This window comes from Kitasatospora sp. NPDC051914, assembly GCF_040680995.1.
Lineage (GTDB): Bacteria > Actinomycetota > Actinomycetes > Streptomycetales > Streptomycetaceae > Kitasatospora.
Genome location: NZ_JBFAXX010000011.1, coordinates 69,700 through 87,124 on the forward strand (window position 1 = coordinate 69,700; position 17,425 = coordinate 87,124).

The window sequence follows — 17,425 nt, forward strand, 5'->3', positions numbered from 1 at the left end:
TGGTGAGCACCCAGACGATGGTCGTCTGCGGGTGCTCACCGCGCCGGAATGCGTCCAACCAGGGTCCCTCAGCGGTCAGGCGCCAGCGGCTGGCTTCAGCTGAGATCACCAAAGAGCGGGGCCAGCGGCCAGCTCGCCTTGGGCAGCCCCAACTCCTGCAGATAGGTGATCCGAGCGTTTATGGCAGCCGAGAAGTGCCGCCAGTCGAGGCTGTCGACCGGCTCAGTCGGCTTGGGGTCGCTTGCCGACGAGGTGACGTAGCAGACAGCGTCGTACAGCTGCTCAGCCATGAGCCGCTGACAGAAGATCCCGAAGCGCTCCTGGTAGGACTTGCCGTGCCAGATTCCCTCCACAGGGAGAGCCCCGTCGGCCGGCTTGACCGGCCGCCGCGATCCTTCCTCGTCCTGCATGATGAAGAAGTAGCCGAGCCACGGCTTCTCGCCGGGATAGAGGTCAGCCAGCGCCGCCCTCCGAAGATCGACGGCGCTTCCGAGGGCCTCCTCCACCCGGTTGTTGTAGTTGTTGCCGAAGGACGGGCCGCCGAGCGCCTTCATCTCGAAGGCGGCCACCAGCGTGTTCTCGTACGTGACGACGACGTCCCACTGCTTCTGGGGCCTGTAGTACCCCGGAAGCTCCAGGCGCTGGGACTTGGTGATCCGGATGCTCTCAGGCGGATAGCCGGCTTCGAGGAAGAACTTCGCCAGGAGGGCTGCGATCGAATCGAAGTGCTTACCGCCTCTGACGGAACCCGCGGTGCCAGCGCCGACTGCGGCCTTGATCGTCGACTGTTCGTTCTGGGCCCGTTTGACACCCCAGTACGCCGCGATGGCGTCCTCGAAGTCCTGGCGGCTGACCGTCAAGGTCGGTTCCTCCTAATCGGGAAGCTCGGTAAGCCCGTAGACGCGCAACGCGGCCTCGGTGGCTGCCTTCACGTCCCGCTTGTCGAAGGCGTCTGCCAGGGCAGCTCGGTCCTCCTCAGCGATGGCTGCTGGGTCTGGCACACGGATCTTGCGGAGGTACTGCGCCTGGAAGCGGAGGGTCCCCCCGCGCATCTTGACCGCGTATGCCTCCACGAACGCCTCGGCCACCTTGGAGAGGAGCAGGCCACCGAGCACGCGCATGTCCCAGCCGTCCGAGACGATGAAGTACAGGTTGTGGTGAGGGTACAACTTCCCCTCGTCGAGCACCGGATGGATCGTCAGTTTCATGTCGGGGAAGAGGAGCTTCGGTCGACTCGTCAGTCTGTGGTCGACCTTGTCGATGGTCTTGTACCAGCGGTCCGGCTGCTTGACTGCCACGTACCTCTTGCGCAGGGCACCGCTGTGCTGGCGGAAGTAGGCGGCGAGTTTCGGATAGGCAGCGAGGTCGACGAGTTCGCCCTGGGGGCTCCACGGATTAACCAGACGGGAGCCACTCCAATCGATGGAGCCGCTAGTGGTGTCCCGGACCATGGCCAAAGGCAGGAGGCGGTCCGTCTCTACCAGCTCGGGATCATCAGTGATGAAGACCTTGTCCGCACCGGTGGCGATGCCGATGCCGACGCGGGTGCCCGTGGTCATGTCCTCCAACAGGCGGAACCGGTCGCTGAGGTCTTCGAGGACAGCGAGCCTGGCCGGTGAGGCCGCCGGCCAGGAGTCTTCGCCGGGGAACCAGTGCGGTAGAGGGGCAGCCTGGAACGCGGCGGTGGCGATCGCCTTCCGGTCCTTGGCCTCGTACCAGGCGAGGAAGTCGCGGGCCTCTGGCTCCCCGAACGCGCGGGTCGTGTCAGCTGCAACGGCGCCGCCTTGTGCCTGGCGGGAAATGATCGTGATGGCGGGATAAGCCGAGACCTGCTCCTGGAATGCGTCCACGTCGTGCATCACCAGCGCCAGGTCCATGCTGAACTGCCTCGTCACCAGCTGGCGGAGCTTACGGCCGTACTGGTTCCTCATCCAGCGGTCTGCGCAGATGAAGCCGAGCCGGCCCCCTGGCTGCAGGCTCCGAAGTGCCACCTCGTAGAAGCCGATGTAGATGTCGGCGCGGCCACCCATCGTGGAGCAGGCGCTGCGGTAGGCGTCCATCCGGTCGTCGGGGACATCCTCCAGCCTGATGTAGGGGGGATTCCCCACGATGAAATCCGCGCGGTGCTCGGCGTCGGCCTGGAGAAGGTAGTCGCCCTGCTTCACCCAGTTCGAAGCTACCTTTCGAGCGTCACCCCGCTCCCAGCCATCATCCTGAAGCTGCTGCTCGACGAGGCCTCGGCTCTCGGCCACGTTCCGCCCAAGCAGGTCGAACGCCTGGACGGCGTTCATCGCATCGGTGATCGGACGACCGTGGGCCCGGCACGATGCACTGATCCGTGAAGCAATCACGCCGAGGAACGCTCCCGCGCCACAAGCCGGCTCGACGACCTTCAGCTGAGCGAGGTCCCTATCCGACGTGTAGCCGAGCAGATCAAGGATGAGCTCAACCACCCAGCGCCGGGTGAAGACCTCGCCATGCTCGACTGCTTCTGCGGGAACGTCGGACAAAGCATGCTTGTCGATGTCGAAGAGCGCGTGAGTTGCCACGGCTCGACCATACAGCGGGTACCTCGGTGATCGACCCAAGCTTGACCACGTACGAGTTACGTTGAGCATCACATGCATTGCTCTCTGTAGCCATAGGTGTGGAGTCTGCTCTACGCGATGGCCCATTCCCATGTCCGGGGTAGACCGCAACCTACGAGGTCGCGCATCCAGGGATGGTGCACTTGGGAGCCGTCTTGGCTCTCCCGAGCGGCTTGTGGGCTTTCCAGACTTCGTCCATGTCGAGCGCCGCCATTGCGGCCTTCATGCGCGTAAGGGCGTTGTCCGAGTAGCGTCGGTGATGCTGCGAGCCGAACACGAACTCGTGACTGCACGCCGGATCTGCGTCGATGCCGACGTGCTGCCGCAGGGCCACGCTGCGCGGCAGCGTCAGCTTCAGTGCAGACGCGAGGTCAGCTGGCGAGCGGTGGTACTTGCGTTGGAGGTCCACTTCTCGGATGGCCGCAGCGGGCACTGACTCGTCGGATTCGAAGCGGACAGGAGGCGTCCCCTGGTTCTTCGTGAAGTGGACGGTCACCGCCATTCCACTTCCGTCCACTGATGTTGCAATCTCCCCTAGCTTCGGGAAGACCGCTGCTCTGGCATCGCCATTGCGTATGCCCTTCTCGACGCGGTCGACGTCCTTGCTTGAGACACGGGTGTCCGGCTCCACGTGCGCCTCCATCGCCAGCAGCGTGCGGATCCGAGCACGTGCCTCATGACCCGCCCGGCGTCCAGGCTGGAGGAGCTGAGCGATCTGCGTGTACTCCTCATCAAGCACAAGGGCGAGGTCTCGCGGCGGGTCTACCGAGATAGGCAGCACCCGGGTAGGGAGGTAGACGGCCAGCCGGTCATCGAACACCCGCTGGAGCAGATCATCAAAGAGCGTGACGCCTGCTCGCGCGTGGAGGTAGAGAAGCTGTTCGGGTACCTGATTGAACCAGTGCTGTTCGTCGTCCCGCATTGCGTCGATCGCCCGCAAGGTGCCGGCGTCCGCAGCGTTGAGCTTGATCTTGCTGTGCTGCATCGCCTTCTTGATGCAGGTCTCAAAGCCCAGCGACCTTCCCAGCGTTGGGTCGAAGACATCGACCTTTCCTTGAACCAGCGCCGCCTTGAGCAGCATCTCGAAGGCATGCTGGAGGTGCAGCAGGACCTTAGTCTCGCGCCCGTCATCATGCGGGGAGTTGAACGCCTCTGTGGCCGAGACGAGGGACGAGATCGCCTTTTTCTTCAGGATGCGGGCTTCCTGCTTGAGCTTCACGATTGTCTCCCGTCCCTGGCCCGCATCGCTGGTGAAGGCAAGAGTAGTGCGGCCGCTCGCTGCGGGCCTACTGCCCTTGCCTTCTCCGCCTACCTCCTCGGCCGGCTCAGGCAGCCAGCCACTGGGGCGGCTGACCGCATCCGGTTCTCCTACTTGGTTGCGAAGAGTTCTCCGCGCTCGATGGCTTCGCGGAGGACGGTGCGATCTCCTGGGGCAGGAGGTTGATCGCGCCGAGGGCCTCGGTGGTGAGGGGGATCTCCTCCAGGAGGTACTCGCCTCGGCCTTCCTGGCTGAACTCGGGGCCGGTGCGGTCCTCGAAGCTCCACTTGTCGATGGTGGCGAGGTAGAAGTCCTGGCGCTCCTCGTCGGTCTCCAGGGTGTGGAGGAGGCTGACGATCTCGGCCTGGCCAGCGATCTCCTCGCGGACCTCGCGCTGGAGGGCGTCCTCGGGGCTGGCGTCGGTCGGTTCGATCTTGCCGCCGACGATCACCCAGCACGGGTCGATGCCGGGTCGGATGCGCTTGATCAGCAGCGTGGTGTTGTTCGGGGTGAGGAGGACGGCGCGGACGCGGTGCTGCATGGTGTTCTCTTCCTGTCTCGGTGGTGCCGGCAGTCAGTGGAGGATCCAGCCGCCGCCGACGTGCAACGACTGGCCGGTGATGAAGGACGCGCTCGGCCCGGCGAGGAAGGCCGCCGCGGCGGCGACGTCCTCGGGACGGCCCCGGCGCTGGACGCATCGGCGGCGGATCTGGTCCTCGGGTCGGGCGCGGTGGTGGGCGGGCAGGTTGTTCTCCGCCTCGACCTGGATGGCCCCGGGGAGGACAGTGTTCACGCAGATTCCGGCCGGGCCGAGTTCCCTGGCCAGCGACCTGGTGAAGCCGATCAGTCCGGCCTTGGCGGTGCTGTAGGCGGTGAGGCCGGGGCGTCCGGCGCGGGCATTGACGATGCGGCCCCAGCGCCGAGCGGTCATGCCGGGGGTGATGGCTCGGCATGTGCGGTAGTGGATGGTGAGGTTGGACTCGATGGCACCGTCCCATTCCGCCTCGCCGAGGTCCTCCCAAGGGGTACGGGGGTAGGCGCCGGCGTTGTTGACGAGGATGTCGATCGGGCCGAGTTCGGATTCGACCTGGCTGGTCATCGCGGCGACGGCGTTCGGATCGGTGAGGTCGGCGCTGACCTCGATGCTGGTGCGGCTTTCGCGGCGGACGTCGCTGAGAACGGCGCGGGCCTGGTGGATCTGCGCGAGGTGGTTGACGGCGACGGAGGCTCCGGCAGCGGCCAGGGTGCGGCTGATCGCGGCGCCGATCCCGGTGGCTCCGCCGGTGACGAGGGCGACCCTGCCCTGGAGCGGGAGGGCGGCGATGGGCAGTTCAAGCAGCGTGAGCCCGAGAGTGATCATGTTGGCTGCTGCCGCCATCGATCACTTGGTGATGAACCCGCAGGTCAGGACGTTGCACCGTGATCCACGATCCCGCCCGAACCGGCACGTGCCGCCCCGTCCGCTCACGCATCGCTCGCGCAGAAGCGCGCCTGGTCGGGGTCGAGCCCCCACTGCCACTCCTTCGTCAGCTGTCGGTCCCGCCGCCGAGCTGCGCCCGAATCTCGTCGATGCGGGTCTGGGTCGCAGTGGTGCTCTTGCGCTGTCGCTCCAGCTTCGCCTCCACTGCTTTCAACTCAGCGGTAAGACGCTCTCGCTCAACCGGTCCAGGAATGCCGGGTTTCAGGTGGAGGTCCCTGTCCCAGGCCGGCCCAATACGCTCGCTGATCACCACTCCACGGTGAGCATCACACTCACCGCAGCGGACGACACGGCTGGAGTAACGGTCATTGCTGCGGTGCGCAGTCTTCTCGACGACGTGGTCGCAGGTCAGGGTGAGTTTCCAGGCGTCCAGCTCCTTCTCGTGGTTCTCGGACCGCGGAGCAAAGAGGATCTTTCCGACCACCCGCGCTTGCTCGGGGCTCATCGGCGGGAACGGGCAGCAGGCAAAGCAATGCAGCACTCGGGAGCCGGACACGGTCCATCGCCCCTCCCGGCATCCGCCGTGGCGCTCCTTGAACCGCATCTCCGCGAGATCACGTTCCTGCCGTTCCTGCTCTGTCATGCGCAGCAGCGCGGGCCAGTCACCGAGCCCATCACTCATCGGATCACCGCAGCCGCGACACGGCTCACCTCGTCGGAACTCCTCCCAGGAGAGGTAGACACCCTCGCGGCTCCACCGCTCGCTTCGCTCCTCACGCCGACGGTGATCTTCCTCAGCCGCCAGAGCTTCACGATGAGCCCGTGCGGCGGCCCGCTGCTGCCGCTGCTCTTCCGTCAGTTTCGACATGACGCCATCCGCATGCACGCCTCCTAGTTCAGGCCACCCACAGCATCTTGGGCAGAGTTCCACGGCGATTAGCGGGAATGCACCAATCAGCCAGGAAAGCGACAGACGCCACAATCATTTGCTCGAACATGACAGGAATACGATTGAAGGTGACAGCCAGAGATCGTTTCTCCCCCGCCCAACAGGCCGCACCAACGACATGTCCGCTCCAGCGAACAGCTACCCGACGTACGCCCGGTCCAGGGGTTGGCGAGGAGCACCATGGAACACCTGTCGCACATGCCACTCCCGGTGCCGGTCCGCGACGGGCGGGAGACCCAGCTGCGGGCCGATGACGGGGCGCCCGGCGAGGGCGAGCACATGCTGCCGGCTGGCCTCGCTGCGACCGACGAATCGTTGAGAGACAAGGATGTGGCGGTCCTCCCCCAGTCCCAGGACCCCCTTGTCGAAGAGCTTGTGGTGTAGCGAGCACAGGCACAGACCGTTGTCGACCTCGTCCGGTCCGTCGTGCGACCACCAGCGCACGTGCGCGGCCTCCAGCCCGACGGCGCTTGCGCCGAGTGTTCCGTCGTAGCCACAGAACGCGCACTGGAACTCGTAGGCGGTGAGTATGAGTTCGCGCATTCGCCGGTCCCGCTGTCTCCGGGCGGCAGTATCGGCACCGTTCACGGTCCCGATCTCGGCACGCTCCAGGTCAAGACCAACGGCTTCGCAGAGGTCGGCATGCAAGGATGATGGGAAGTGGGCGTCCAGCAACACCCTAGCCATCCGACCCAGCAGAGACGGCTCCTCGGCGAGCGCGGCCCGCAGTCCGGGTGCGAGCCTGCCGGTGGCTCCGCTTGAACGAAGAATCCGAACTCCGCTTCCGGGACTCCCCAGACCCTGGTCGGTTCTGACCTCCCACACACCGTCGCTGACCAGGTGGTGGAACGGGTAAGCGGGGGTTGTCGGGTGCGACGGCCCGTACTCGGCGAGCAACCGCTTGAGCTCCTCCTCAACCGCGCTGTAGCGCAGTTCGCCGTCGGCGTCCTCCTGATAACTGCCAAGGGCGTACAGCAGCAGCAACGGCTTGTGCGGAGCGCGAACATCGTTGTTCGTCCAGCGTCTCAGTCTCGCCACCCGATCGAGCCAGTCCATGGGCGCCAGGGTAGTTCGGGATCCGGCCGGCGGATTACGTTTAGCTGATCATCCGAGGTAGGGGTAGGTGCCGCGAGGTAATCGCCGATCTGCTGACGCATGCTGGGGTGGATGTCGTACCGGTCGAGGTCGGTGGGCAGGATGAAGCAGACACCGTCGGCCTCGTCGTTGATCGTGGGTTCGCCGCCGAGGGGGCGCCCGATGTACGTGTTCTCGTACTGCTGGCGGATCTCGCCGTCGGTATAGGCGACGATGTGGTTCGGGTTCGTGTACACGCCGAGGAAGCCGGTGATCTCGGCGACGATGCCGGTCTCCTCCAGGCACTCGCGTACGGCGCACTGGGCGGCGGTCTCGCCGATGTCCTGGGCCCCGCCAGGCAAGGCCCACTGGCCGGTGTCGCGGCGTCGCTGGAGCAGGATGGCGCCCTGGGCGTCGACAACGAGCATGTTGCTGGCGGGGATGAGGGTGTTGGCCTTCGGCGCATTCGGGTCGTTGTAGTACTCGGTCCTGCCCATGGGCGGCGATCCCCCTCCTGGTCAGGCGTCCAAGAGGGGCGCTCCCGGACAGCATTCATGCCGAGAGTAACGGGCACGCCGGACCTGCTTGTCAGATCTCCGCGACGGCGACCGAGACTGCCGCGCGGGCAGCCATCACGGTGGCCAGCGCCTGCTTGTTTGTGATCCAGTCCGTGTCACCGGCGGAGACCGAGCACTGTACGGCTTCGAGGACGGCAACGTCGGCCGCAACGGGCTTGGCCAGCTGTGCCCGCATGTAGTGCTTGAGCAGCGCGGGCAGTTGGTCCGGGCCCGTCGCGATCTTGGTCCTCAGAGAGAAGAGCGGAAGGAACCACTCTTCGAAGCCATCCTTGATCGCCTGGGTGGCGCGGTACGCCTCGTGCAACGGCTGCAGGCTCGCCGTGTGGTCGTACGGGAGGTGGCCGTGAAGGGCGTACTGAAGGCGGGTGCCGTCGTGCTCGCGGAAGTGCTGGCCGTGGGCAGCGATGTGGTTGGCCGCGTTCTCGGTGATGGTCATGACGGCCGTGTCCGCTTCGTGCCGCCGGGCTGCAGCAAGGACGGTGGCGTGGATGCCGACCCGCGGGTCGAGGACGAGGCGGTTGAGGCCGAGCGGCGAAAGGTCGATGCCATGGTCGCGGGTTCGGGACAGGATCAGGCGCTGGGCGACGTTGGCAGCGGTGTGCTGGAGGTGCTTAGGCTGCTGGCGGTGGCTGGCGTGGATGTCCGATCGGTCGAGGACGGGGCGGTCCTTCGCGAGTTCGGCGACGAGGTGGAGGCCGCTGCGTTCCCGGGTGTCGGTGCTGTCGCAGGCCTTGCAGGGGTGGCCGCCGGTGCCGGTCATGTGGCCGCAGACCCGGCAGGTGGGGACCGTCTCACGGCTGATGGCCAGGGTGCCGGCACGGAGGTTGTTCTCGACCATCTCCAGCGCGAGGCTGACGACCTCGGCGTCGGTGTCGGTCATGATGCCGCCCACCGGGAACTGTCCAGCGGGGTACTTGTCAGCTATCAGGTCGGCCTCGAACCGCTGGCGGGGGACCGTGGGGCCGTCGGCCTCGCGGTGGCGAAGGTCTCCGGCGAGGGTGACGGTATTCCATAGGTGGGGCGCCGGCGGTATGCCGAGGATGGCGTTGAGGGCGGCGGCGAGGCGGATGCCGACCGCCTTGCCGGGCCGGGTGGTGAAGGTGAAGGGCCCGTTCTGGACGGGCCCGTTGAGGAACAGGTGTCGCACGGGCTCCTCCTAGATCGGCGGGGTGGTGGTTCCCGTCCGGGTGAACCGGCCGTCGTGCAGCTCGTAGTGGAGGATCGCGGCGTTGGGCATCTTGCCCTTCCGCTCCTCGGCGAGGATCTCGGGCAGGGTGCGGACCTCGAGCAGGGATCGCAGCGCCACGGCAGCGGTTTGGTGGGTGAAGGCGACGACGGTACGCGCGCCCTGAAGCTCGGCATGGGCGAGGGCGGCGAACTCGGCGGCCCGGTTGAGCACGCCCTCGGCGAGCGACTCACCACCGCCCGGCGCGGTCCAGACGTGCTTGCGCAGACGACGGTCCTCGGCAAGTGCGGGGTAGCTGTCGAACAGCTCGCGCTTGGTCATGTAGGTGGCGTCGCCGTAGTGCTGCTCGTCCAGGAGCGCCGTCTGCTGGGGCCAGCCGTCGGGGAGGGCGGGCAGGGCGATCGCCGCGGTGTCGATCGCCCTGCGGTAGGTCGAGGTGTAGACGTGGGGCTCGGAGCCCGCGAGCTGCGGGAGAACCTCGGCGAGCCACTGGGCCTGCCGGAAGCCGCGCGGGGTCAGGCCGACGATGGTGCGGGAGATGGCGTGGGCAGCGGTTCCGCTGTAGGGGCGGGGGTCCTGGTAGAAGCCGTTGTACTTGTCGGCGTTCTCGACGGACTCGGCGTGCCGGATGACGAGCAGGGTCACGGTGCGGGTCCTATCCGGCGAGGTTGGCGACGTAGGAGCCGCTGACGGTCCAGGGGGTGAGTTCGATGCCGAAGCCGCTGTGTTCGCCGTCCTGGGTGTGGACGAGCTTGCCGGCCAGGTGCACGGTGTCGCCGGATCGGAATGCTCCGGTGTAGGCACCGAGGTAGGAGCGCATGTGGGTGATCCGGCGGGCGAAGGACTCGGCCTCGTCGATGGTCGAGCTGAGGATGGTCTTGACCTTGATCCCGTAGACGGCCGGGGTGGTGAGGCCCTCGGCGTGGTCGGTGATCTTGGCGAGGAGCGAGATCTCGCCGATCTCCTTGGAGGAGATCCGGGCGAAGGTCTTGTCGCGGTCGGAGCGGATGGGTTCGCAGTTGATGTGCGCGCCGGCGTTGGCGGTGAGTCCTTGGAGCTTGCGGCGTTCCTGCTTGATGAGGGCGTCGAATGAGCTGCCCTCCATGTACTTGGCCCGGCGGATGTACAGCCGGGTGAGGTCGTCTCCGTCGTACGGCCGGATCAGGTCGGTCTGCTGGAAGAGCTCCTGTGCGGCCTGGTAGCCCTCGGGTCCGTAGCAGACGAGGTCGATGTCGGAACGCTCGTTGTAGCAGCCGACGAGGAAGGAACCGGTGACGCCGATCAGACCCTGGGCGTCGTTCACGGTGATCCACTCGGTGATCGCCAGGAGATCCTTGCCGGCCGGGTTGTCGGCGACCGCGCCGGGGTCCTCGTGGATGGCGGCGAGGGCCTGACGGCAGGAGTAGTGGACGGCCACGTCCTCGCGCGGGATGCCGGTGATGACGCAGCCGAGAGTGTCGGAGTAGACGTAGCACTCCGGCCGGCCGGCCAGGATGCCGAAGGACTTCGACACGACGCTGTTCTGCCGGTAGGTCCGACCGAACAGCCGGCGGTCGCCCTTCTCGTCCGGGTGGTACTTGACGTAGCCCAGGTAGTGGCTGCCGGGGTGGCTGTCGCCGATGACCTTGAAGACGACTCCGTGGTGGTCCATCAGGTAGTCGCGGTCGCGGACGGTGGGGACCGGCCTACCGGTGTTCAGCGGTGAACCGTTCCAGAGTGGGGAAGGTCCCAGTGTCGATCGTGTTGCCCGACTCATACTGATCAAGTCCCATCGTGAAAAGGGTGCGGCGGTACTGCCACTTGATGTGCTTGTCGTGCCGTGCGGGGTCGGTGGGCCGCATGAGGGCGAGGAAGAAGAAGCACTTGACGAGCAGGAAGTCGCCCAGGTGCTCGCTCACCCGTTGCCCGATCAGGGACGCGGTGGTCTCGTCGAGGGCGGAGGCGTAGGCGGCGCGCTGTTCCGGGGTGATGCTGTAGCCCTTGCCGCCGCCCTTGAACGCCACGATGTCGAGCGCGGGGTAGACGTCGTAGCCGAACGGGACCGATCCGTGGTGCTGCCAATCGATGACCCCGGCCTGGAGGACGTTGGGCAGGCCGTAGTCCAGGTGACCGTGCACCATCGGAAGCCGGGCCAGCCGGTCGAGGGCGTGCTTGACCACCTCGCGGACACGTGGGGTGTCGAAGTCCGGGTTCTCCTCGAAGACCTCGGCCGCGAAGGCCGCCTTCTCGAACCACGGCGTGGCGGGGAGGGGGTGCCTCGCCTGGGCCTGCAGAAGCTTCGATGCGACGGCCGCCGCCGTACTGATGACCTGGGAGCTGACCTGACCGTCCCGCCCGGCGTCGGCCAGCACCTCCTCGTGCAGCGAGGTGTCGCCGATGGCGCGCTCGACGACGAAGTAGCGCCCGTCCTCCGAGCCGCTGTCGACGATCTCCGGCACCGGGTAGCCGAGGCCGGCGGCCAGCTGCTGGAACTCGGTCTCCGCCCGCAGATCCTCGCCGCCGGTCCGCTTGTAGAGCAGGCCGTCGGCCGACTTCCACACCGCACCTTCGGTGGCGGTTCTGTTCTTCACGAACTCCCAGTCACTCATCCATCCATCCTTCCGTAGCGCCGAGTTGGGGTGGAGCAGATACGGCTGTGTCGGGCAGGTCACCTGGGGTTGGGCCGGCCGCCCCGGGGAAAGGGCGACCGGCCCCGTCACCGCCCGGCCGGTGTGCCTGCATCGGTACGGGCGGAGTCGGTGGGCACGTGGCGAGCGGTGCTGCGAGAACCACCTGTACGCGCGGGCGCTTGGCCAGGCGGGCGCGTGGGGACGGGGTCTGGGACGGTCGGTGCGGACGAGGCTGGCGATGAGTGCCGCCCTGCGGGCCGAGCGAGGGTGCTCGGGTACCGCGACAGCGGGCACCGCCAGTTCAGCCCAGACCTTCTTGCCATGGGTCGTCGGCTCCGTGCCCCAGGTCTCCGACAGGCCCTCGATCAGCAACATGCCTCGACCGGTGGTCAGTTCGTCGTTGCCGAAGTTCGCGGCCCCGGTGGGCATCCGGCGCGACGGGTCGTAGACCTCGATCACCACCCGGTCGCCGTCCAGGGAGAGGTGGATGCCGACCAGCAGTCTTCCTGGCGCGTGAATGACCGCGTTGGCGAGCAGTTCGTCGGCGACCAACGCGATGTCGCCCAGCGAGGTCGGATCGATCCCCCACGAGCGGGCGACTCGGACGATGGCGTCCCGGGCCGGCGGGACGTGGTCGCGCCTGGTGCCGATGAACGAAATACGTCGGGCGTGAGTGAAGGCGATCACTGGTCACCGTCGCAGGCTTGGACCGCGTCGACAACGCTGTTGCACGGCCAGGGGCCGCAGCCGTCGCTGCACCGGCCGTCCTCGAACTGGTGGCGGTCGAGGACCTCTCGGGCGTGGGTGCTGGCGGTGGCGAGGCGCTCGCGACGCTCAGCGGCGCGATCTGAGGGGCTCGCGGTTGTGTTCGACGCCCGGCCATCCTCCAAAGCGAGAGGAACGGCCACCGCGTCTGCGTCCCGCTGGTGCGTGGTGCCGCCTCTCTGTGCGTCCGAGCGGAGGGTCATCGGCGCTTCTCCTTAGCCACTGGGTAAACCGCGCATGCGAGAGACCGCAGATGGGCCTCGGTCATGCGGGAGCGGGGAACCGCAAGCTGCGAGGGTGGTCGAGCTGCTGACGACCAGACAACTCCATCTCGATGCACCACGGTTAGGGCATGGGCTCCGCATGCATGATCCATGCAGATCGTGCATGACGGGTTGTCCTGGTGCGGCTACGCTCGGCTCGCCAGGGCAGGATCAGCATTGGCAGGAGAAGCCATGTCGCGGACGGCCAAAGGACACTCCGCTGCAGTTGGGGTCGGAGAGGTGATCCGCCGCGCGCGAGTGTTGAGCGGCCGGTCGCAGGCGGACGTGGCCACCGAACTGGGCTACCACCAGTCGAAGATCAGCCGGTTGGAGAGCGGCAAGGGGACGCAGGACATCGACGTCCTGCGCGCTGTCGCAGCCGTGCTCGACATCCCGCTGGGAAGCCTCGGCCTGTCCTCCCATACCAGTGCGGACAGCAGGACGGACGACATGCACCGTCGCAATTTCCTGGCCGCGAGCGTCGCCGCGCTCGCGACCCCGACGCCACGTCCCCGCGTGGGGATAGAGCTGGTCCAGGCGCTGCTGCCTGGACCTGTTCCAGCCGAGCACGCGCCACAACCCCAGGCCGCACTCGCGGCCCGGCTCTCCCAGGCCCGGAGGCTCTTCTACACCTGCCGGTACGCCGAACTCGAAGGCGCGCTGCCGTCGCTGATCGCCGACCTTCGCCAGGCCCAGGACGCCTCCCGCGGCGGCGATCAGGTCCTGTCCGGCCTCCTCGCGACGGCGTACCAGACCGCGGTCAGCCTGCTGCTCAAGCTCGGCGACCACGGCAACGCCTGGCTGGCGGTCGGCCGTGCCATGGCCGAGGCTGAACGGAGCGCCGACCCCGTCGTGATGGCCTCCAGCGTCCGCGTCCAGGCGCACCTCCTCGCGCGCGACCGGCACACCGCGCCCGCCGTCACCCTCATCCGGCACACCGCCGACCAGCTCTCCGGCAGCTACGACCGGCGCCCACCCGAGTACCTCGCCGCGCTGGGGCTCATGCTCCTTCGCGGGGTGACGGCCGCGAGCGCCGGCGGCGACCGCGCCACGACCGCCGAGTTCCTCGCCGAGGCCCAGGAGGTCGCACGCTACGTCGACCTCGACAGCCCCGAAGCCTGGGCGAACTTCAGTCCGACCAACGTCGCGCTCCACTCGGTGAGCGCCTCGGTCGTCCTGGGCGACGCCGGAGCGGCGCTGGAAGCCGCCCAGCCGCTGATGCGCAGGCGCATCCCGGTCCCCGAGCGCCGGGCAGCACTGTGGGTGGAGGCTGCACGGGCCTACAGCCAGCAGGGCAGACTGGCCGAGGGATACAAAGCGCTCAGGATCGCGGAGAGCTGTGCTTCGGAGGACATCCGCCGACGGCCCAGCGTGCTCGAACTGGCCGGTGACATGGCCGCTCGCGACCGGCGCGGCGCCGTCCCGGAGCTTCGCCGTTTCTGCCAGGAGTTGGGAGTCCAGGTTTGACCGAGCACCGCGAGCCGTTCCTGTACGTCGTCGTCTGCGCGTCGGGCATCGCCGACGGAGTGGGCGAGCTGATCACCGCTGCCCATGCCGAGGGCTGGGGAGTCGGCGTGATCGCGACCCCGAACGGACTCGGGTTCATAGACCAGAAAGCCATCGAAGCCCAGACCGGCTTCCCGATCCGCTCCGCCTGGCGTACCCCCAGCATCCCCCAACCGCTGCCTCCGGCCGACGCCATCGCGGTCGCCCCGGCCACGTTCAACACCATCAACAAGTGGGCCGCCGGCATCTCCGACACCCTCGCACTCGGCATCCTTTGCGAGGCCTACGGTCTCGGCATCCCCGTAGCCGTCCAGCCCTACGTCAACTCCGCCCAAGCCGCCCACCCCGCGTACGCGGAGAGCCTGGCCCGGCTCCGGTCGATGGGCGTCCTGATCGGCGACTACGTCCCCCACAAGCCCAAGGCTGGCGGGGGCCGCGACAAGTACAACTGGACTCACGTCCTCGACCTGCTCCGCCCTGTCACGGCTTGAGTTCTGGAGAAATCAGCCTGGCCGAGTCAGGCGGCCGCGGGAGCGTTCCCCCAGCGTTCCCATGAGTGAGTGCTTGGCAGACTGGTCTGAACCAAGATTTTGGCGTGGAAAGACAGAAGCCCAGCTCACGCTTGCGAGCTGGGCTTCCCTCATGGAGCCGCCTGCGGGATTCGAACCCGCGACCTACGCATTACGAGTGCGTTGCTCTGGCCAACTGAGCTAAGGCGGCACCGCTGCCGGGTGGAGCCCGACCGTGGGGTCGAGGATCGCATCGGCAACGCGGGCCAGTCTACACAGTTTCCCGGGGTGATCCGTACCGCGTCCGGGTGCGGGGTGCGGCCCCGGTCAGGCGGAGGAGACGGCGAGCTTGGCGGCGAAGCCGGCGAAGAGGAGGGCGACGCCGCTGGTGAGGCCTGCGGAGAGGCGCTTGCGGCGGCGGAAGGCGGTGGCGAGCGTGGTGCCGGCGAAGATCAGCAGGGAGAGGTAGAGGACGCTGAAGGTCTGCAGGACGCCGCCGAGGAGGCCGAAGGAGAGCACCGGCTGCCCGTAGGTCGGGTCGACGAACTGGGTGAAGAAGGACAGCAGGAAGAGGATGGCCTTCGGGTTGAGCAGGCTGATCACCAGCGCCCGGCGGAAGGGGTTCTCGGTGCTCTCCGGGAGCGCCTCGACCGCCTCCGGCCCGGCGGCCTCGGCACGCCGCTCCCGCCAGAGCTGCCGGGCGGCGCGGATCATCCCGATCCCGATCCACAGCAGGTAGGCGGCGCCGCCGAACTTCACCACCGCGAAGACCGCCGGGTTGGCCTCCAGCAGCGAGGAGGCGCCGAGGGCGGTCAGGCTGATCAGCGTGAAGTCGCCGACGAAGACGCCCGCGGCGGCCCGGTAGCCGGTGCGGACGCCCTTGCGGGCGGCGACGGACAGGACGTACAGCGAGTTCGGGCCGGGCAGCAGGACGATGACCAGAGCGCCGAGCACGTACGTCGCCAGGTCGTTGACTCCGAGCACGGGGCGCTCCTGTCGGGACGAGGGACACGGGGGCGCCTCATGCTATCCGCCAGCACCGTCGGCCAGGTACGGGTCTTACCTGGTGGACGGGCGTACGCCCCGGGGCGCTACTTGGCGCAGCGCGTCCCGTCGGCCGGGGCCTCGCCCTGCAGCAGGTAGCGGTTGACCGCGCCGTCCACGCAGGTGTTGCGCCGCCCGTACGCGGTGTGGCCGTCCCCGTCGTAGGTGAGCAGCCGTCCGGACTCCAGCTGGTCGGCGAGGGACTGCGCCCAGGCGTACGGGGTGGCCGGGTCCCGGGTGGTGCCGACGACGACGATCGGGGCGGCGCCGGCGGCCCGGACGGTGTGCGGCTGCCCGGTAGGGCGGTCCGGCCAGTAGGTGCAGGAGAGCGCCATCCACGCCATGTCCCGGCCGAAGTGCGGGGAGGCCGCGGCGAAGTCCTCCTCCGCGGCCTTCGCCTCCGCGGGCCCGTTGAACGGCGCCGGCAGGTCGAGGCAGTTCACCGCCATGTTGGCGGCCATCAGGTTGGGGTAGCTGCCGTCCTCGGCGCGCTCGTAGTAGTCGTCGGAAAGGGCGAGCAGCGCGGTGCCGTCACCGGCCACCGCGTCCGCCAGGGCGGTGCGCAGCTGCGGCCAGAGGAACTCGGCGTACATGGCCTGGATGACGCCGGTGGTCGCCTGGGACTCCGTCAGCGGCCGGCTCGAGCCGGTGGGCAGCGGCTTGGCGTCGATCTGCCGGAACAGGGCGGTGAGCCGCTCGCCGACCTCCTTCTCGCTGCGGCCGAGCGGGCAGTCCTCGCGGGCGGCGCAGTCCTTGGCGAAGGCGGCCCAGGCGGTCTCGAAGCCGCCGGCCTGGGTGCGGTTGCCGGCCCGGGAGTCGAGCGACGGGTCCATGGCGCCGTCGAGGACCATCCGGCCGACCCGGCCCGGGAAGAGTCCCGCGTAGGTGGCGCCGAGGAAGGTGCCGTACGACTTGCCCAGGTAGTGCAGCTTGTCGTCGCCGACCAGGGCCCGCAGGACGTCCATGTCGCGGGCCGCCTCGACGGTGGAGACGTGGCCGAGGACGGCCCCGGACTTCGCCTTGCAGGCCGCCGCGAACTCCTTGTCGGCGGCGATCAGCGCGTCCGTCTCGGCCTGGTCGTCGGGGGTGATGTCGGCGGTGGTGTAGGCGTCCATCCGGTCCCCGGACAGGCAGGTCACCGGGGTTGAGCGGCCGACCCCGCGCGGGTCGAGGCCGACCAGGTCGTAGGCGGCGCGCACCTGCGGGTCGTAGCCGCGGGAGACGCCCTCCAGGTACTCGACGGCCGAGCCGCCGGGACCGCCGGGGTTGAGCAGCAGGGATCCGATCCGCTGGGCCCCGCCGGAGGCGGGCTTGCGCACCGCGGCCAGGGTGATGTCGCCGCCGCCGGGGTTGGCGTAGTCGAGCGGGACCTTGAACTGGGTGCACTCGAACTCGCCGTCGCAGGACTTCCACGCGAGCTTCTGCGCGTAGTACGGGGCGAGGGCGGCGGGCATCTGCTCGGGCAGCGGCTGCAGCGGGGCGGCGCCGGAGGCCGTCCTGGAGCCGCTCGCGGGGGCGCCGGTGGGGCCCGTCCCGGGGGGCGGGGAGCCGGCGGAGGTGCAGCCGGCCAGCAGCAGGGCCGAGGCGGCCACGGCGGCGAGCAGGGCGGTCGCGGGTCCGGTCCGCCGGATGGCTCGCATGGTGGGTCTCCCTCGGGCGGGCACGGCACGGAACGG

At 68.2% G+C, this 17,425-nt stretch carries 16 protein-coding genes, 1 tRNA gene and 1 pseudogene; 3 read left to right on the plus strand and 15 right to left on the minus strand.

Annotated elements, in window-relative coordinates:
- Positions 1 to 95 precede the first annotated feature (95 nt).
- From AB0M03_RS09995 to AB0M03_RS10050, 12 genes and pseudogenes are all read right to left on the minus strand, one after another.
- The gene (locus AB0M03_RS09995) at positions 96 to 860 is read right to left on the minus strand and encodes a PaeR7I family type II restriction endonuclease (RefSeq protein WP_363490424.1); all 765 of its coding nucleotides are present in this window, start codon (positions 858 to 860) and stop codon (positions 96 to 98) included.
- Positions 861 to 872: 12 nt separating this feature from the next.
- Positions 873 to 2,549, minus strand: a complete 1,677-nt coding sequence (locus AB0M03_RS10000) for an Eco57I restriction-modification methylase domain-containing protein (protein WP_363490426.1) — start codon at positions 2,547 to 2,549, stop codon at positions 873 to 875.
- A gap of 151 nt (positions 2,550 to 2,700) precedes the next feature.
- Positions 2,701 to 3,807 carry a DUF3644 domain-containing protein gene (locus tag AB0M03_RS10005; protein WP_363490428.1) on the minus strand — a complete coding sequence of 369 codons (1,107 nt, stop codon included), beginning with the start codon at positions 3,805 to 3,807 and terminating at the stop codon, positions 2,701 to 2,703.
- A 106-nt stretch (positions 3,808 to 3,913) separates the two neighbouring features.
- On the minus strand, positions 3,914 to 4,387 hold the full coding sequence (locus tag AB0M03_RS10010) for an NUDIX hydrolase (protein ID WP_363490430.1): 474 nt from the start codon (positions 4,385 to 4,387) through the stop codon (positions 3,914 to 3,916).
- A gap of 33 nt (positions 4,388 to 4,420) precedes the next feature.
- Positions 4,421 to 5,224: an SDR family oxidoreductase gene (locus AB0M03_RS10015; protein ID WP_363490432.1), complete on the minus strand. Its 804-nt coding sequence runs from the start codon at positions 5,222 to 5,224 to the stop codon at positions 4,421 to 4,423.
- Positions 5,225 to 5,372: 148 nt separating this feature from the next.
- Complete coding sequence (locus AB0M03_RS10020) at positions 5,373 to 6,134, minus strand: hypothetical protein (protein WP_363490434.1); 762 nt, start codon at positions 6,132 to 6,134, stop codon at positions 5,373 to 5,375.
- Between the two features lie 219 nt (positions 6,135 to 6,353).
- Positions 6,354 to 7,271 (minus strand): phosphorothioated DNA-binding restriction endonuclease, encoded by a 918-nt coding sequence (locus AB0M03_RS10025; protein ID WP_363490436.1) that lies wholly within the window; start codon positions 7,269 to 7,271, stop codon positions 6,354 to 6,356.
- A gap of 48 nt (positions 7,272 to 7,319) precedes the next feature.
- A pseudogene (locus tag AB0M03_RS10030) lies at positions 7,320 to 7,786 on the minus strand (NUDIX domain-containing protein).
- Positions 7,787 to 7,877: 91 nt separating this feature from the next.
- Positions 7,878 to 9,014, minus strand: coding sequence for a hypothetical protein (locus tag AB0M03_RS10035; protein WP_363490438.1), 1,137 nt, complete (start codon positions 9,012 to 9,014; stop codon positions 7,878 to 7,880).
- A gap of 9 nt (positions 9,015 to 9,023) precedes the next feature.
- On the minus strand, positions 9,024 to 9,698 hold the full coding sequence (locus AB0M03_RS10040) for a phosphoglycerate mutase family protein (RefSeq protein ID WP_363490440.1): 675 nt from the start codon (positions 9,696 to 9,698) through the stop codon (positions 9,024 to 9,026).
- A 10-nt stretch (positions 9,699 to 9,708) separates the two neighbouring features.
- A complete protein-coding gene (locus tag AB0M03_RS10045; RefSeq protein ID WP_363490442.1) occupies positions 9,709 to 10,704 on the minus strand; it encodes a nucleotidyltransferase domain-containing protein in 996 nt (331 codons plus the stop codon).
- A 34-nt stretch (positions 10,705 to 10,738) separates the two neighbouring features.
- The gene (locus AB0M03_RS10050; protein ID WP_363490444.1) at positions 10,739 to 12,349 is read right to left on the minus strand and encodes an ATP-binding protein; all 1,611 of its coding nucleotides are present in this window, start codon (positions 12,347 to 12,349) and stop codon (positions 10,739 to 10,741) included.
- 17 nt (positions 12,350 to 12,366) lie between these two features.
- Here AB0M03_RS10050 and AB0M03_RS10055 point away from each other — a divergent pair, with 17 nt between their 5' ends.
- The 3 genes from AB0M03_RS10055 to AB0M03_RS10065 all read left to right on the plus strand — a co-directional run bounded on the left by AB0M03_RS10055 (position 12,367) and on the right by AB0M03_RS10065 (position 14,687).
- Positions 12,367 to 12,513 (plus strand): hypothetical protein, encoded by a 147-nt coding sequence (locus AB0M03_RS10055; protein ID WP_363490446.1) that lies wholly within the window; start codon positions 12,367 to 12,369, stop codon positions 12,511 to 12,513.
- 369 nt (positions 12,514 to 12,882) lie between these two features.
- Positions 12,883 to 14,157, plus strand: coding sequence for a helix-turn-helix transcriptional regulator (locus AB0M03_RS10060; RefSeq protein WP_363490556.1), 1,275 nt, complete (start codon positions 12,883 to 12,885; stop codon positions 14,155 to 14,157).
- Positions 14,154 to 14,687, plus strand: a complete 534-nt coding sequence (locus AB0M03_RS10065) for a flavoprotein (protein ID WP_363490448.1) — start codon at positions 14,154 to 14,156, stop codon at positions 14,685 to 14,687. The genes AB0M03_RS10060 and AB0M03_RS10065 overlap by 4 nt, the downstream gene beginning before the upstream one ends.
- 152 nt (positions 14,688 to 14,839) lie before the next feature.
- Here the strand turns inward: AB0M03_RS10065 and AB0M03_RS10070 are convergent.
- From AB0M03_RS10070 to AB0M03_RS10080, 3 genes are all read right to left on the minus strand, one after another.
- Positions 14,840 to 14,916 (minus strand) — tRNA-Thr (locus AB0M03_RS10070).
- A gap of 116 nt (positions 14,917 to 15,032) precedes the next feature.
- Positions 15,033 to 15,689: a leucine efflux protein LeuE gene (leuE, locus tag AB0M03_RS10075; protein WP_363490450.1), complete on the minus strand. Its 657-nt coding sequence runs from the start codon at positions 15,687 to 15,689 to the stop codon at positions 15,033 to 15,035.
- Positions 15,690 to 15,796: 107 nt separating this feature from the next.
- A complete protein-coding gene (locus AB0M03_RS10080; RefSeq protein WP_363490452.1) occupies positions 15,797 to 17,389 on the minus strand; it encodes an alpha/beta hydrolase in 1,593 nt (530 codons plus the stop codon).
- Positions 17,390 to 17,425 lie beyond the last annotated feature (36 nt).

What these genes read in the sequence shown, in the direction of transcription:
- AB0M03_RS10080 (WP_363490452.1), bottom strand. Translation starts at nt 17,389, where the DNA reads ATGCGAGCCATCCGGCGGACCGGACCCGCGACCGCCCTGCTCGCCGCC.
- AB0M03_RS10010 (WP_363490430.1), bottom strand. Translation starts at nt 4,387, where the DNA reads ATGCAGCACCGCGTCCGCGCCGTCCTCCTCACCCCGAACAACACCACG.
- AB0M03_RS10025 (WP_363490436.1), bottom strand. Translation starts at nt 7,271, where the DNA reads ATGGACTGGCTCGATCGGGTGGCGAGACTGAGACGCTGGACGAACAAC.
- AB0M03_RS10060 (WP_363490556.1), top strand. Translation starts at nt 12,883, where the DNA reads ATGTCGCGGACGGCCAAAGGACACTCCGCTGCAGTTGGGGTCGGAGAG.
- AB0M03_RS10045 (WP_363490442.1), bottom strand. Translation starts at nt 10,704, where the DNA reads ATGGACCACCACGGAGTCGTCTTCAAGGTCATCGGCGACAGCCACCCC.
- AB0M03_RS10020 (WP_363490434.1), bottom strand. Translation starts at nt 6,134, where the DNA reads ATGTCGAAACTGACGGAAGAGCAGCGGCAGCAGCGGGCCGCCGCACGG.
- AB0M03_RS10015 (WP_363490432.1), bottom strand. Translation starts at nt 5,224, where the DNA reads ATGGCGGCAGCAGCCAACATGATCACTCTCGGGCTCACGCTGCTTGAA.